The 15166-nt window shown below is 73.9% G+C and carries 15 protein-coding genes; 9 read left to right on the top strand and 6 right to left on the bottom strand.

Going from position 1 to position 15166, the window contains the following annotated elements:
• Window positions 1-52 precede the first annotated feature (52 nt).
• The gene (locus CTZ28_RS14865; RefSeq protein WP_121889821.1) at window positions 53-730 is read left to right on the top strand and encodes a hypothetical protein; all 678 of its coding nucleotides are present in this window, start codon (window positions 53-55) and stop codon (window positions 728-730) included.
• A gap of 127 nt (window positions 731-857) precedes the next feature.
• On the opposite strand, the gene CTZ28_RS14860 is transcribed toward CTZ28_RS14865, so the two are convergent.
• Both CTZ28_RS14860 and CTZ28_RS14855 read right to left on the bottom strand, forming a co-directional pair.
• Window positions 858-1757 carry a PfkB family carbohydrate kinase gene (locus CTZ28_RS14860; protein ID WP_121889820.1) on the bottom strand — a complete coding sequence of 300 codons (900 nt, stop codon included), beginning with the start codon at window positions 1755-1757 and terminating at the stop codon, window positions 858-860.
• A 78-nt stretch (window positions 1758-1835) separates the two neighbouring features.
• The gene (locus CTZ28_RS14855; RefSeq protein ID WP_121889819.1) at window positions 1836-2528 is read right to left on the bottom strand and encodes an alpha/beta fold hydrolase; all 693 of its coding nucleotides are present in this window, start codon (window positions 2526-2528) and stop codon (window positions 1836-1838) included.
• Between the two features lie 437 nt (window positions 2529-2965).
• Here CTZ28_RS14855 and CTZ28_RS14850 point away from each other — a divergent pair, with 437 nt between their 5' ends.
• From CTZ28_RS14850 to pgm, 5 genes are all read left to right on the top strand, one after another.
• The gene (locus CTZ28_RS14850; protein WP_259471624.1) at window positions 2966-4075 is read left to right on the top strand and encodes a GNAT family N-acetyltransferase; all 1110 of its coding nucleotides are present in this window, start codon (window positions 2966-2968) and stop codon (window positions 4073-4075) included.
• 139 nt (window positions 4076-4214) lie between these two features.
• Window positions 4215-5030, top strand: a complete 816-nt coding sequence (locus CTZ28_RS14845; protein ID WP_121889818.1) for a DUF427 domain-containing protein — start codon at window positions 4215-4217, stop codon at window positions 5028-5030.
• Window positions 5031-5101: 71 nt separating this feature from the next.
• A complete protein-coding gene (locus CTZ28_RS14840) occupies window positions 5102-5944 on the top strand; it encodes a PP2C family protein-serine/threonine phosphatase (RefSeq protein WP_121889817.1) in 843 nt (280 codons plus the stop codon).
• Between the two features lie 491 nt (window positions 5945-6435).
• Window positions 6436-7440, top strand: coding sequence for an MASE1 domain-containing protein (locus CTZ28_RS14830; protein ID WP_183154402.1), 1005 nt, complete (start codon window positions 6436-6438; stop codon window positions 7438-7440).
• 92 nt (window positions 7441-7532) lie between these two features.
• Entirely contained in the window at window positions 7533-9173 is a 1641-nt protein-coding gene (pgm, locus tag CTZ28_RS14825; RefSeq protein ID WP_121889814.1) for a phosphoglucomutase (alpha-D-glucose-1,6-bisphosphate-dependent), read from the top strand.
• Between the two features lie 49 nt (window positions 9174-9222).
• On the opposite strand, the gene CTZ28_RS14820 is transcribed toward pgm, so the two are convergent.
• Window positions 9223-9723 carry a carboxymuconolactone decarboxylase family protein gene (locus CTZ28_RS14820; protein WP_121889813.1) on the bottom strand — a complete coding sequence of 167 codons (501 nt, stop codon included), beginning with the start codon at window positions 9721-9723 and terminating at the stop codon, window positions 9223-9225.
• Window positions 9724-9906: 183 nt separating this feature from the next.
• Here CTZ28_RS14820 and CTZ28_RS14815 point away from each other — a divergent pair, with 183 nt between their 5' ends.
• From CTZ28_RS14815 to CTZ28_RS14805, 3 genes are all read left to right on the top strand, one after another.
• Entirely contained in the window at window positions 9907-10203 is a 297-nt protein-coding gene (locus CTZ28_RS14815; RefSeq protein WP_121889812.1) for a DUF6400 family protein, read from the top strand.
• On the top strand, window positions 10190-10447 hold the full coding sequence (locus CTZ28_RS14810) for a hypothetical protein (protein ID WP_121889878.1): 258 nt from the start codon (window positions 10190-10192) through the stop codon (window positions 10445-10447). Before CTZ28_RS14815 ends, CTZ28_RS14810 begins: the two co-directional genes overlap by 14 nt.
• A gap of 310 nt (window positions 10448-10757) precedes the next feature.
• On the top strand, window positions 10758-11639 hold the full coding sequence (locus CTZ28_RS14805; protein WP_121889811.1) for a diacylglycerol/lipid kinase family protein: 882 nt from the start codon (window positions 10758-10760) through the stop codon (window positions 11637-11639).
• A gap of 44 nt (window positions 11640-11683) precedes the next feature.
• Here the strand turns inward: CTZ28_RS14805 and CTZ28_RS14800 are convergent, their stop codons facing one another.
• The 3 genes from CTZ28_RS14800 to CTZ28_RS14790 all read right to left on the bottom strand — a co-directional run bounded on the left by CTZ28_RS14800 (window position 11684) and on the right by CTZ28_RS14790 (window position 15053).
• Window positions 11684-12298 (bottom strand): flavin reductase family protein, encoded by a 615-nt coding sequence (locus CTZ28_RS14800; protein WP_121889810.1) that lies wholly within the window; start codon window positions 12296-12298, stop codon window positions 11684-11686.
• A gap of 9 nt (window positions 12299-12307) precedes the next feature.
• Entirely contained in the window at window positions 12308-13480 is a 1173-nt protein-coding gene (locus CTZ28_RS14795; RefSeq protein WP_259471623.1) for a PP2C family protein-serine/threonine phosphatase, read from the bottom strand.
• Between the two features lie 121 nt (window positions 13481-13601).
• Window positions 13602-15053, bottom strand: coding sequence for a hypothetical protein (locus CTZ28_RS14790; RefSeq protein ID WP_183154401.1), 1452 nt, complete (start codon window positions 15051-15053; stop codon window positions 13602-13604).
• Window positions 15054-15166: the final 113 nt, after the last annotated feature.

Here is a 15166-nt window from a genome sequence, read left to right as displayed (position 1 = left end):
CGGCAGACGGCTTGCTGGTGGCATCAGCCGCCGCACAGGAAGCGAGCCGGGCATGCGGACAACGCCGTCGGGGGAGCGGGCACTGCGGACCCCACGGGCCGCCGGGCTCGCCGGTGTCGTCTTCGCGCTGCTGTTCGCCGCGGCGATCGTCCTCATCCGGATCGGCATCCCCGAAGGCGTCGAGGCGGCCACCGCCGCAGGCCGCACCGACTCGGCGCGGCGCAACGCGGTGCACACGGCGCTCGCGCTCGTGCCGTTCGCCGGCATCTTCTTCCTCTGGTTCACCGGTGTCGTCCGCAGCCACCTGGGCGAGGCCGAGGACCGGTTCCTCGCCACCGTCTTCCTCGGCAGCGGCCTGGTCTTCGTCGCCACCATGTTCGGCGCGGCAGCGGCGGCCGCCGCCGTACTGGACATCGTGCACACCCCCGGTTCGACCGCGGGGCTGCGGACCTGGGACTTCGGCAGCCACTTCGCCTACACCCTGATGACCGGATACGCGATGCGCATGGCGGCCGTCTTCATCTGCTCGCTGTCGGTGCTCGGCCACCGCCGCGGTGTGCTGCCGCGCTGGCTGACCCTGCTGGGTTTCCTCGCCACCCTCGTCCTGCTCTTCGTCTCCTCGAACGTCCCCTGGGCCGAGCTGGCGTTCCCGGCGTGGTCGCTGGTCCTCAGCGGCTACATCCTCGTCGTCACCGTCCGCCCCCGCCCGTCCGTGACCGCGCCGACCTGAACCCGCCGGCGCCCCGGTACCGCGCCCGAGGCCCGCCGCCCTACCGGGAGAACGCGCTGCTGCGCGGCCCACGCCGGCTGAACGGCGCGTTCAACCGGCTGCCGGCCCGGTTCGCCGCGGCGGACCGTCAGCCCCTCCGCATCCAGGAGCGGGTGCCGAAGGTCGCGCACGAGCGCGATGCCACCTCCGCGGCCTGTGCGAGGGCCACGGCGAAGTGATCGGCACGGTCCCGCTCCGCCACGGACGCCCAGTGGTAGGCGAACGCCCCGTGCAGGAAGTCCCCCGCGCCGAGGGTGTCCGCCACCGCGGTCGGCGGCACCTCGACCACTCCCTGCCCGTCGGGGCCCGACCAGACGAGCGGGGCCGCGCCCCCGCTGACCGCGGCCCAGGTCACCCCCTGCTCGTGCAGATACGCCAGGGTCCGGGCGGGCGTCCGTGCGCCCGGCGGGCGGAAGTCGGCCGAGCAGACGGCCACGTCCACCGAGGACAGCAGGGTCGGTGTGCCCTCCTTCCAGCTGCCGCCGTCCAGCACGGTGGGACGGCCCGCGGCCCGCGCCGCCCGTGCCACGGCGATCGCCAACTCCATGTGGTGACCGTCGAGTTCCACGATGTCGCAGCCGGCCACCAGGGCGCCGAGGCCGTCCGGCGCGGTGAGCCGGTGGCGGCCGGCGTTCGTGGAGGCGACCGCCCGCCGCCCGCTCGCCGCGGTCACCAGGACCGACGAGACCGCGGGCGGCTCGGCCGTGCCGGCCGCCAGGTCGTCGACGGTCACGCCCAGCGCCGTGAGGTCGGCCGCGGCGGTCAGCGCCAGCGGATGGCGGCCGAGCCCGGTCAGGAGCCTCGCCCGGCCGCCCAGATGGGCGAAGCCGGCGGCGGCGTTGGCGGCGGGACCCCCGGCGGCCACCAGCTGGTCATGGGCCGTCAGTTTCTCGTCGGGCCCGGGCACATGGTCCACCAGCTGGACGACGTCCAGGGTGCACAGCCCGACGAACAGTCCAGCGGGGTGCCGTTCCGTGCCGTGTTCCATCCGTGGCCACCTCCTCCGCCGCGGCACCGGGCGATCAGTGTACGAACCGCCGCGGCCCGCGGCGCGGCACCGTCGCGCTCAGATCCAGCCGCTCAGCGCCTTCATGAAGCCGTCGAAGTCGTCGCGGTGGAGGGTGTGGCCGGCCCCGCCGACCGTCCGCACCTCGAAGCCACGCCGCGCCAACTGCCCCTGCAGACCGGGGGTCACGAGGGTGCTCGGATCGGCCGTCAGCACCAGCGAGGGCACCACCGCACGGGCCGGCGTCCGGCTCACCGCGTACACGTCGGCGATCGCGCGCGCGGTCTCGGGATCCCAGGCCGCGAGCGTGGCCAGTTCCACGTCCACGTCGGCCTCCTCCCAGCGCGGATTCAGGTTCGTGATCATGTCCCGGGTGGCGTTCTTGAAGGCCGCGAACCGTGCCGCCCCCGCACCGGCCTCCGGCCGCAGCTCCCAGGCCGGGTCGCAGTACACGGCCCGGGCCGGAGCGAGCCGCTCGACGGCGCCGGACAGCGCCATCGCGCCCAGTGAGTGCCCGATCGCCAGTTCCGGGGCGGCCGGGAGGGTGTCGACGAGGTCGCCGGCCCAGCCGGCGGCGCTGTACTCGCCCCGCCCGCTCGCGCCGTGCCCCCGCAGGTCCACCGCGACCACCCGGTAGCCCTTGTCGGCCAGCGCCGGTCCGACGCGGCGCCAGGTCCTGTGGTCCGCCATGATCCCGTGGACGAGTACGGCGGTCCGGTCGCCGTCGCCCCACTGACGGGTGTGCAGCTTCATCGGCCTGCCCCTTCCGGCCCGGTTTCCGCCGATCTTGTCACCGAACCGGCGCCCGGACCAGAAGCGGCACCGCCGGCCGGCCCCGTGCGCGGGAAGGCCGTCCGGGCGCCGTGCCGCCGTGCGCCGTCCGGGCCGAGAACTGCCGCTGCGTCAGGCACCCTTGACAGTGTGCGTGCTGTTTCGCGACGTTTGGTCAGCGTGGCGCGATGCGGAATCCGGGGCAGCGGCGGTCCGGCGACCCCGGACACGGCACGCGCCGACGGACATCCGGACCAGCGGACATCCAGAGAAGCGGCGGGACGCGGACACCGCGGCACAGGGGGGAAGGTCACCGATGCGATCCATGCGCCGTGCACCAGACCGAGCACCGGCCCCGACGGCCTGGCTCGACACCGGTACGCCCTGCGCCGGGCCGGCGGAAGGGCGGCCGAGCTGAGGTGGACATCACCATCCACAGACCCGAGGAACTGACCGAGACCCACATGGGGGCCTGGCACCGGGCGATGGACGAATCACCGGAGTACGCCAACCCCTTCCTGGCCCCCGAGTTCGCGCTGGGGATCGGCCGGCACCGCGGCGGGGCGAGGGTGGCGGTGCTGCACGAGGCCGGGCAGCCCGTCGGCTTCCTCCCTTACGAGCGCACCGCCCTCGGGACCGGCCGGGCCATCGGCCTGGGCCTGTCCGACTGCCAGGCGCTCGTGCACCGGCCGGGCGTCTCCTGGGACGTCCGGGAACTGCTGCGCGCCTGCGGCCTGTCCATCTTCGAGTTCGACCACCTCGTGGCGGAGCAGCGGCCGTTCGCCGGACATATGACGGGGTTGTTCGCCTCGCCGGTGATCGATGTGGAACCCGGTGACGGCGGCTACGCGCAGTGGCTGCGCGGCGCCTACCCGGGGCTGGCCAGGACGACGCTGAAGAAGGAGCGCCGCATCGGCCGCGACGTCGGCGAGGTGCGGTTCGTCTTCGACGAGCGCGACCCCCGGATGCTGCGGCGGCTCATGCGCTGGAAGTCCGCCCAGTACCGCAGGACGGGACGGATGGACCGGTTCGCGCGGCCCTGGATCGTCGATCTGACGGAGCACCTGTTCCGGGTCCGCGAGGAGCACTTCACCGGCGTGCTGTCCGTGCTCTACGCCGGCGACCGGCCGGTGGCCGCGCACTTCGGACCGAGGTCGAGCACGGTGCTCGCGGCCTGGTTCACCGCCTACGACCCCGACCTGCACTACTACTCGCCCGGCCTGATGATGCACCTGCGCACGACCGAGGCGGCGGGCCGGCACGGGGTGACGCTCGTGGATCTGGGGCGCGGGGACAAGGAGTACAAGGACTGGCTGAAGACCCGCGAACTGCGCGTGGGGGAGGGGTTCGCCACCCGCCCCCACCCGGTGGCGGCGGCCCACCGGCTGTGGCGCCGCCCGGTGCGCGGGCTGCGGAACACCGTCCTGGCCCATCCCCGGCTGCGCGCACCGGCCGACCGGCTGCTGCGGACGGCCGGCACGCTGCGCACCCCGCGCCACGGGCGGGCCGAGCGCCGTACCGCTCCCTGATCTCGACCAGGGTGACGCCACGGCCGGACCGGCGCGGGACCGCTGACGTCGGCTGAGGCGCGCGGGCCGTCGTAGTCTGCGGTGGTCGGCTCCCGGACCGTCCGAGGGGAATCCGAGGGGAATCCGAGGGGAAGAGGACATGAGCGCACCCCGCACCGCCGCATCCGTCCGTGCCACCCCCGAGGGCCTGCTCTGGGAGCCCAGCGGACGCTGGGTGCGCGGCCGCATGCGGGGCGTCACCGTCGTCGACAGCCCGCACCCGGTCCTCGTGTGGGAGCCAGGCGTCCCGGTGCCGCTGTACGCCTTCCCGCGCGCCGAGGTCCGCACGGACCTGCTGCGCCCGGCGGCGCGCCCCCGCACCGGTACCCACACCGGTTCGCGGATCTTCTACGACCTCGACCTCGACGGCGAGGTGCTGGAGAACGCGGCCTGGACCTTCCCCGCCGCCGACCTGGCCGGCCACGTCGCCTTCGAGTGGTCCGCGCGGACCGGCCGTGGCCTCGACCACTGGTACGAGGAGGAGGAAGAGATCTTCGTCCACCCGCGCGACCCGTACAAGCGGGTGGACGCCCTGCCGAGCAGCCGCCATGTCCGGGTCGAGATCGACGGCACCGTCGTCGCCGACACCCGGCGCCCGGTGCTGCTCTTCGAGACGGGCCTGCCGACCCGTTACTACCTCCCCCGCGAGGACGTGCGCCTCGACCTGTTCCGCCCGACCGGCCACAGCACGGGGTGTCCCTACAAGGGCACCGCCCGGTACTGGTCCTGGCGGGGCGCGGCCGGCGTCCCGCCCGACGTCGTCTGGAGCTATCCGGATCCCCTGCCTGCGGTCGCGGCGGTCAGGGGGCTGCTCGCCTTCTACAACGAAGCCGTCGACATCACGGTGGACGGTGCACGCCTGGAGCGTCCCACCACGCACTTCGGCCGGGCGCCGTCCGGACGGCCTGCGGACTGACACGGCTGTGATCCGCCGGGGCTAAAATCGAGGGATTCGTCCCGGTAAGGACGGCCTGGCCGGAGTGATCGATGCCCCGCAAGCCCGTAACGGACGACGGCGATGAGCTGTTGGCCAGACTCCGCTCGCTCACCGCTCAGGCGCGCGAGCGCGCGGCGCTGCAGCGCTCCCACGTCGAACTGGCCATCGCCCTGCAACGCGGCATGCTCCCGCGGGACCTGCCCACCGCCCCGGGCATCCGGCTGGCCGTGCGCTACCTGCCCGCCTGCCACGGCCTCGACGTGGGCGGCGACTGGTACGACGCCTTTCTCCTGCCCGATGGCCGGATCGGACTGTCCATCGGCGACGTCCAGGGCCACAACATCGAGGCGGCGGCCTTCATGGGGCAGGTGCGGGCGGGGCTGCGGGCGCTCGCCACGGTCACGAGCGACCCGGGTGAACTGCTCGGCCGGACGAACGACCTGCTGCTGTCGCTGGGCAGTGAGCTGTTCGCCACCTGCACCTTCCTGCGGCTCGACCCGTCGGCCGGTGTCCTGGAGAGCGCGCGGGCCGGACACCTTCCGTTCGTCTGGGCCACGGCGGACGGGCGGTCCGGTCTGGCCGAGGGCGAGAGCGGACCGCCGCTCGGCGTCGGTCCGCGGGCCGAGTACCCGGTGGCCCGGAACCGGCTCGCCGTGGGCGGGGTGGTCGTCCTGCTCACGGACGGGGTGGTGGAGGGGCCCGCCATGACCGCGGAGGAAGGGCTCGACCAGGTCGTGCGCCTCGCCGCAAGGGCGGCCGTCGCGGGGCTGGAGGCCGACGCGCTCGCCGGTGCGGTGGTCAAGGGCGCCGAGCACGTCGGACACGAGGACGACGCGGCCGTCCTCGTCGTCGGCTACGACCGGCTGCCGCCGAACCCACCGCGACCGCCCTGACTTGACGCCGCCCGGGCCCGAGGTCATGGGGTTTGACACTGCCGGGCCTGATGTTGCTGGGCTCGGGCGTCGTTGGGTCTGTTGCCGTCGGACCCGTCGCGATCGCCCTGGCACGGCCGGGTGCCGAGGTCATGGGGCCTGGCGCCGCGGGGCCCGCCGTGGCGGTCGGACGTGGTTGGGTCCCGGCGTTGTCGGGCTTGATCCTGCTGGGCTCCGACGCCATCGGGTCTGATTCTGCCGGGCCTGCCGCGGCCGGTCTGATGTTGCTGGGCTCGGACGTTGTTGGGTCTGGCGCCTCCGGATTCGCCGCGGCCGGGCTGATGCCGCTGGGGCCCGCCGTCATCGGGTCTGACACTGCCGGGCCCGCCGTGCCGGGCTGATGTCGTTGGGTTCCGAGGCCGTCGGGTCTGGCGCCGTCGGGTCCGGCGGGGTCAGTCATGGGTACGGGTGGGACGGTTCTCGCCTCGCCGAGTGGGCGGGCTCGGTGTCTCATGGCTGCTGTGGTGGGTACCCAGGAGCTGCGTCCCCAGGTCGTCCCGGCGCTGACGGTCGCCGTCTGCTACTACGCGGGCGCCCGGCTCGGGCTGCTGCGGCAGATCGTCGTCGAGAACGTCGCGGTCATGCCGATCTGGCCGCCGACCGGCGTCGCCATGGCCGCCCTGCTGATCTTCGGATTACAGTGCTGGCCCGGCATCGCGGTCGGCGCCCTGCTGGCCTTCCTGGCCATCAACGAGCCCGGGCCCGAAATGCTCGGCACGGTCGCCGGCAACCTGGTCGCGCCGGTGTGCGCCTACCTCATGCTGCGCCGCGTCGGCTTCCGGACCGACCTGAGCCGGTTGCGCGACGGCCTCGCGCTGGTGTTCCTGGCGGCGCTGCTCGCCATGGTCGTCAGTGCCGTCGCCGGCACCCTGATGCTCCTGACGACCGACAGGCTCGCCGCGTCGGGCTTCTGGCCCGTGTGCCTGGCGTGGTGGGTGGGCGACGCGATGGGTGTCCTGCTCGTCACGCCGGTGCTGCTGTCGCTCTACCACGCGCGGTGGCCGCCGCGGCTCGGCCGCTGGAAGGAGGCCGTGGCCCTGGCACTGGTCGCGTGCTGCGTCGTACCGCTGGCCGCGTACAGCTTCATGAGCCTGCTCTTCCTGGTCCACCCGCTGCTGATCTGGTCGGCGCTGCGCTTCCAGGTCGCGGGCAGCACACTGTGCGCGCTCTTCACATCCGTCCTGGTCACCATCACGGCGGCGGACCACGTCGGGTCGTTCGTGGGGCTGACCCCGGTGGAAGTGGTGCTGAAGCTTCAGGCCTTCAACGGGACGATGGCCCTGACCGCGCTGCTGCTGTCGGCGGTCATCACCGAACAGCAGCACACCCGGCGGTCCGTGGAACAGGCCTGCCAGGAACTGGCCGAGGTCCTCGAACACCTCACCATGGGCGATTCCGTCACCGGCCGCCGCACGTCCGCCCAGGACATCGGGGGCCGCAGGCCGGAAGGGCGGTGAGCCCCGGGCCGGGGCCCCACTCGCGGGGCGGGGCCGCGACGGGGAAAGATGGGACGCCGAGTGATGGACCGACGACGCGGAGGACCGCACCCATGCCGCACGAACGAGCGGGCACGCCGGCCCGGCCCGAGGACCTGGTCGACGTGGCCCGGCTGGTCACGGCGTACTACGCGCTGCACCCCGACCCGGCCGAGCCGGCCCAGCGGGTGGCGTTCGGCACCTCGGGGCACCGCGGCTCGTCCCTGGCGAGCGCGTTCAACGACGACCACATCGCCGCCACCAGCCAGGCGATCTGCGAGTACCGGGCCGGCCAGGGCGTGTCCGGCCCCCTGTTCCTCGGTGCCGACACCCACGCGCTGTCGGAGCCCGCGAGGGTCACCGCGCTGGAGGTGTTCGCCGCCAACGGTGTGACGGTGCTGATCGACAGCGCGGACGGCTACACCCCCACGCCCGCCGTCTCGCACGCGATCCTCGCGCACAACCGGGACCACGGCTCGGGCCTCGGGGACGGGGTGGTGGTCACGCCGTCGCACAACCCGCCCGCCGACGGCGGCTTCAAGTACAACCCGCCGAGCGGCGGCCCCGCGGCCTCGGACGCGACCTCCTGGATCCAGGACCGCGCCAACGAGATCATCACCGGCGGCCTCAAGGACGTACGGCGGATCCCCTACGCCCGGGCGCTCGCCGCGGCCACCACCGGCCGGTACGACTTCCTGGGCCGTTACGTCGCCGACCTGCCGAGCGTGCTGGACCTCGACGCGATCCGGGCGGCCGGTGTGCGCATCGGCGCCGACCCGCTGGGCGGGGCGTCCGTCGCCTACTGGGGCCGGATCGCCGAGGAGCACGGCCTCGACCTGACGGTGGTCAACCCGCACACCGACCCCACCTGGCGGTTCATGACGCTGGACTGGGACGGCCGGATCCGGATGGACTGCTCGTCGCCGTACGCCATGGCCTCGCTCATCGAGCAGCGGGACCGCTTCGCCATCGCCACCGGCAACGATGCCGACGCCGACCGGCACGGCATCGTCACGCCGGACGCGGGGCTGATGAACCCCAACCACTACCTCGCCGTCGCCATCTCCTACCTCTACGGCCACCGCGCCCAGTGGCCCGCGGACACCGGGATCGGCAAGACGCTGGTGTCGTCCTCGATGATCGACCGGGTCGCCGCCGACCTCGGCCGCCGGCTGGTCGAGGTTCCGGTCGGGTTCAAGTGGTTCGTGGACGGCCTCCTGGACGGGACGCTCGGCTTCGGCGGCGAGGAGTCGGCGGGCGCCTCCTTCCTGCGCCGGGACGGCTCGGTGTGGACGACGGACAAGGACGGCATCATCCTGGCCCTCCTCGCCTCCGAGATCACGGCCGTCACCGGCCGGACGCCCTCCGAGCACTACGCCCGGCTGGCCGACCGGTTCGGCGAACCCGCGTACGCCCGCATCGACGCGCCCGCCTCCCGGGAGGAGAAGGCGCTCCTCGCGAGGCTCTCCCCGGCACAGGTGACCGCCGAGACACTGGCCGGCGACCCCGTGACCGCCGTCCTCACCGAGGCCCCGGGCAACGGCGCCGCCATCGGCGGCATCAAGGTGGCCACCGAGCAGGCCTGGTTCGCGGCCCGTCCCTCGGGCACCGAGGACGTCTACAAGATCTACGCCGAGTCCTTCCGCGGTCCTGACCACCTCCGGCAGGTCCAGGAGGAGGCCAGGACGGTGGTCCTCACGGCACTCGGCGGCTGACCGGCCCGACCGCCCCCGTCGCCGCCCCGGGCGACGGGGGCGGCGACGGTCACGCCGTACCGAGCGGGGCCGCGCCACGCACCGGGTGCTTGCTCATGACCGACACCCGGTTGAAGGCGTTCATGGTGATCGCCACCCAGATCACCGCGGACAGCTCGTCGTCCGACAGCACGGCCCGGGCCTGTGCGTAGGCGGTGGTCTGGGCGTCGGCGTCCGCAGGGTGCGTGGTGGCCTCGGCCAGGGCGAGCGCCGCCCGCTCCCGCGGGGTGAACAGCTCCGTGTCGCGCCAGGCGGGCAAGACGCCCAGGCGCTGGGCCGTCTCGCCGGCCCGCAGCGCGGCCCGGGTGTGCAGGCTGAGGCAGTAGGCGCAGGCGTTGAGCTGGGACACCCGGACGTTGAGCAGTTCGACCAGGGCGCGGTCGAGGCCCGCCTCGGCCGCGACGTCCCGTACCGCCTCGGCCGTGGCGGTCAGCGCGCGGTACGCGCCGGGGCTCTGCTTGTCGACATAGACCCGTCGTCCGGTGTCCGTCGCCGCTGCCGTCTCTGCCACGTGTGCTCCTTCGTCCCATGCCGTTCCGCGGGTGATCGTCCCGTGCCCGTCCTATCATCACCTTATAAAAGTTGAAAGCGGAACTATTATTCGGGCGATGACCGCTCGGCGCGCGCCGTCGGTCATGTGACGTCGCCCACCTGCTCTTGCCGTGGCGGGGAAGGCAAACCTAAGTTCGGCCACATGTCCGCCTATGACCCCACACCTCCCGACGGGCCCGGCGATCCCGCCGCCGGGCGGCCGGACGGCTCCGCTCCGGTCGACTTCGCCGTCGACCTCAGCGCGCACGAGGTGCACCGGCGGGCCCACGTCCTGGAGGCCATCGGCCCGGACTGGGATCCCGTCGAGGTGCTGCGCGGCGAGGAGGCGGCGTACGACCTGCTCTACTCCGGTCTCGACGCGGAGCAGCAGCGCATCCACGACGACCTGGTTGCGGCCGGTGTGCTGCCGCCGCGCGGGGGTGGCCGTGCTGCCGCTTGATCCGCAGGCCGACATCGGCCGACGGGCCTGGGTGCCCTGCCCCCGCTGTGCCGACAGCAACGGCTGCGCGACCTGTGCCGAGCGGCGCACCTGCGCCGAGCACTGGCGTTATCTGCTCTCCAACAGCGGCAGCCTGCTGCATCTGCAGTGCCCCTCGTGCGCCCACGTCTGGGACCACGAGACCGGCTTCGGCGCCACCCGCTCCGGCTGGCGCCGCACCACCAGCGGCCTGCCCCACTCCTGACCCCGGCCCTCGGGCACGAGCCCGATCCGGGCGCGCCGCTCCAACAGGCCCGCCTCGCCGAGCGCCCCCGGCGGCCGCCCCCGGCCTGCGCCGGCTCGCCCAGGACGGGCCACGGCCCACGGTGCCGCGACTGTCCGACGAGACGGAGCCCCTGACCGGACTCCCCGAGCCGCGGCGGGTACGCCACCGCTGGTGATGTGCCACATCTCGCACGTCCACGAGAGCTGATGAACCCTGGGATCCTGCTGCCCGTCGACTGGTCCGCGGACCAGCCGTCCCGCACCACCCGTCACCGTCCGGAGGCTCACCGATGCGACAGTTCACGGCCGTCGTCAACCCCACCGCGGGCGGCTCCACGGGAGCGGCGGTGCTGCCGCGGGTGGGCCGGCTGTTGCGGGAGGCCGGGGCCGAACTGGAGACCGAGTACAGCCGCAGCCTGGCGCACGCCCGGGACCTCGCCCGCCGGGCCGGCGAGCGCGGCCGGGTGGTGCTCGCGGTGGGCGGCGACGGCATCGCCGGGTGCGTCGGCGGCGCCCTCGGCGGAACCGGCAGCGTGCTCGGACTGGTGCCCGCGGGACGCGGCAACGACTTCGCCCGCGCCCTCGGCCTTCCCGCCGACCCCGCGGCCCTGACCCGGATCCTGCTGCACAACGCCCCGCGGCCCGTCGACACCATCGAGGTGGAGTCGGCCGTGCACCGGGGCACCGTGGTGCTGGGCAGCGTGTACGCGGGCGTCGACGCGCTCGCCAACCGGCACGCCAACCACGCGCGGCTGCTCCGCGGCGCCGCGTCCTACTACGCCGGCGGGCTGCGCGCGGTGACCACCTGGCGCCCGGCGGCCTACCGCGTCACGGTGGACGGGCGGGAGCACACCCACCGCGGCTACACCGTGGTGGCCGCCAACTCCGCCTACTACGGCTCCGGCCGGGCCATCGCCCCCGACGCCCGGGTGGACGACGGACTGCTCGACATCGTGATGATCCGCGAGGCCCCGCGCCGGCTGTTCTTCGCCCTCATGAACGAGCTGTCGACCGGCGCCCACGTCAACCGGCCCGAGGTGCGGGTGCTGCGCGGCCGGGAGATCCGCATCGAGGCCGACCGGCCCGTTCCCTACGGTGCGGACGGGGAGGTCGAGGCCACCCTGCCCGTCACGGCCCGGGTGCGGCCCGGCGACCTCGCGGTGCTGTGCTGAGCCCACGGGCACGTCCCGCCGCCGCAGGGGGTGCGCGGGACGGGTCAGTGGGGGCGGCGGGGCCAGTCGCGGTAGCGGATCCGGGCCAGGTCGCGGACCTCGCCGACGGTGCCCCACTCGTCGCGGCCGAGCCGGGCCAGCGGACGCAGCCGCCCGATGTCCGGGTGACCGTCCACGAGGACGTCCTCGCTGACGGCGGCGTGCACGACCCGGCCCAGCACCAGCGTGGAGCCGCCCAGTCCCAGCGTCGCGTGCAGCGTGCACTCCAGCGCCACCGGGGAGGCGGCCACCCGGGGCGGCCGTACCCGCAGCGACGGCTCCCGCGCGACGCCCACGGCGTCGAACTCGCCCTCCTCCCGGGGGAAGTCCGTCGCGGTCGCGTTGATCTGCTCGAAGAGCGGCTCGGGCGCGAAGTTGACCACGAACTCGCGCGTCGCCTCGACGTTCCGCAGCGTGTCCTTGCGGCCCACCGAGGTGAACTGGACGACGGGCGGATCGGTGCAGGCCACGGTGAAGAACGAGTGAGGGGCCAGATTCGCCGTCGCACCGTCCGCGGTGAGGGTCGAGACCCAGGCGATGGGCCGGGGTACGACGACGGCGGTGAGCAGCCGGTAGAACTGGCCAGGACCGAGGGACTCGGGTGAGAGGTCGACGCGCATGGCAGCACGCTATGTCCCCGGGCGGGAGCGCGTATCGGCCGCCCCCTGGTGCGGGAGGAGCACGACCGCGAGGGCGGCGGTGTCGTCATGCAGCTGGTTGTGGCTGTACTCCAGCAGATCGTGGTGGAGCCGGTCCAACAGCTCCCGGGGCGGCAGCGGCCCCCAGCAACGCAGCCGCTCCAGGAGCGGATAGAAGGTGCCGGCCGGGTCGCGGGTCTCCGTGACGCCGTCCGTGTACAGCAACAACTGGTCGCCCGGCACGAAGGGGTAGACGTCCACGGGGTACGGCTCGCCGACGAGCATGCCCAGGTTCAGCGGCGGAGCGGACCGTCCCCGGTCCAGCTCGCGCACCTCGCCGGGCCGGATGAGCAGCGGTGGCGGATGCCCGCGGTTGACCACGCGCACCGCGTGCTCGTCGGCGCGGATCTCCGCGATCACGGCCGTGACGAACCGTTCGCCCGCCTCGCTCGGGGAGAGCTGATCGGACCGGCGCGCCACGCTGGTCTCCACCCGGGCAGCCAGCGCGGGCAGGTCGGGCTCGTCGTGCGCCGCCTCGCGGAACGAGCCGAGCAGGGTCGCCGCGGTCTCCACCGCGAGCAGCCCCTTGCCCCGCACGTCACCGATGAGCAGGCGCACGCCGTGCCTGGTGGGCACCGCCTCGTACAGATCGCCGCCGATGCGCGCCTCGGCGGAGGCGGAGAGGTAGAAGCTCTCGAGGCGGAGGTCGCCGACCCGGTGCGGAACCGGTCTGAGCAGGACGTGCTGGGCGATGTCCGCCACGAACCGCACATCGGCGAGCGTGCGTTCCCGCCGGATCCTGTGGTGGGCCAGGATCGTGCCGAGGAAACCCACCAGGGCCGTGCAGACGTAGGCGGCCAGATAGTGCCGGTCCCACTGGTAGCCGACGCGCCGCCCCGAGCAGCACGGGGTGCCGGCCAGGGTCCACTCGAAGAGGACGGCGAACACGGTGACGCCCGCGACCAGCGCCGGGCCGTGCGCGAAGGCCGCCACCAGCGGCAGCGCGATGAGCGCGAAGCTCACCGGCCACTCCACGGGGGTCAGCGGTTCCAGCACCAGGACGAGGGCGACGTACCCGACCGGGAGCCAGCGCAGCCAGGCCGGCGGCGCCGGCGGCCGGGTCCGGCTGTCGTTGCCCGCCCGCGGCTCAAGCGGCCTGGACACACTCGACTCCTGGCGATGGATGGCGACAGGAGGACCAGCCTGGTGCGCCCGCCCACGGCGCACCGCTCATTGCTCCGGTCAACGGCATGTCAGAACCGCCCCGGGCGGGCCGCGGCCGTCGCTACGGTGCGATGCCGACGCCGGTGACGCGGCTCCAGGCCCGCTCCTGCGTCGCCGTCATGGCCGGCCAGTCCCGGCCGCCCGGCCGGGCGGCGACCCGCGCGGCGTACGGCGCGGGCCGGAAGCCGGCGTCGTAGAAGCAGCCCGTGCCGTACACACGGTCGAAGGCCGGGCAGGCCGCCGCGATCGAGCGCGCCGTCGGCTTGCGCCCGGTGCGCACCCATGTGTCCAGCGCGGCCAGCGAGTTGGCGTACTCCGCGACGCTGAGCCCACTGTGCTCGTGCTCGTCGGTGAACGTCTGCACCAGATTCCCGGCCCGGTCGGCGCCCGCCAGGGTGGCCCGGTAGGCGGACTCGTGCTCCACGAACGCCGTCGGGTCGTCGATCGCGTGCAGGGTGAGGACGGGGAGGCCGACCCGGCCCGTCAGATCACTGTCGTAGGAGAGGTCCCGCACCGCGGTGGGATCGGGGGAGAAGCGCTCGACGCCCGCGTTGAGGGCCTTGTCGTCGTGCGAACCGGAGTACCGCACACCCCGGTTGCCGAACGGATTGCGGTCGCCGAGGCGGTCGTGGACGATGTCGCGGAAGGTGAACGTGGCGAAGCGCAGATGGGATTCGAGGGTGCGCTCCGGGATCTTCGTGACGCCCAGGATGTCATCGAGGTTGCGCTGCTGCGCCGCGGTCCGCTCCTGCGGGGCGGACGCATGGCCCGTGCACTCCTGGAGGCGGGCGCGCAGTCCGGCGGCCGTCATGGTGGAATCCGCGCGCAGCCCCTGCCACAGCGGATACTGCGGTTCGGCGGGCCGGGGGTGGTTGTGGCAGTAGTACTGGTAGACCACCCGCAGGTCGACGCGGTAGTCGTAGCCGCGCGAGCCGCCGGCCAGCACGCCGTTGGTGAGCAGCACCCCGTCGTAGGCGCCCTTGGCGCGGCCGTAGGTCTCGGCGGTCTTCGCGGCGACGTTCCCGCCCCAGGACTGGCCGTGCAGATACGTCCGGCGCGGCGTGCCGAACGCGGAGACGAACAGCCGGCGCACGCTCTCGGTGTCGGCGGCGGCCATCCGTGTGCCGTAGCCCCCGCGGCGGTAGGACGAACCGGCCCAGGCGTAGCCCTGGTCGACCATGACCGACCAGCGTTCCAGGTCGTCGAGGCTGCGCCCGGGATCGGGGGCGTCGCCCAGGTCGGGGCCGCCGTGGGCGTGCACGACGAGCGAGCCGTTCCAGTGCTCGGGGACGGCGATCGCGTAGGGGGCGCCGTTGTCGTCCTGGCCGGTGTAACAGGTCGCCTTTCCGGCGAGTGCGGCCGGGCAGGGGGCGGCCGCGGCGGGCGCCGGCGTGGCGGGCGCCGCCCCGGTGCCCGCCACGCCGGCCAGTCCCGCCGCGGCGGCGGCCACGGTCCCGCGCAGCCGCCGCCGCAGTCTTCCGCCGGCCCGCTGTGCTGAGTTGTGCTTGATCACGATCCGCTCCTCGGTCTCGCCGACGCGCCCGTGCACGGCGCGCAGCGATGCTAGGAACGGGCGTGCCGCCCGGCCATGGCCTGATCGTTTCTGTTCATAGTGTTCGCACAGCC

The organism is Streptomyces shenzhenensis (genome assembly GCF_003688995.1).
Classification (GTDB): Bacteria; Actinomycetota; Actinomycetes; order Streptomycetales; family Streptomycetaceae; genus Streptomyces; species Streptomyces shenzhenensis_A.
Note: the sequence above shows the minus strand (reverse complement) of the source record. Positions and strands in the feature narration are given on the sequence as shown.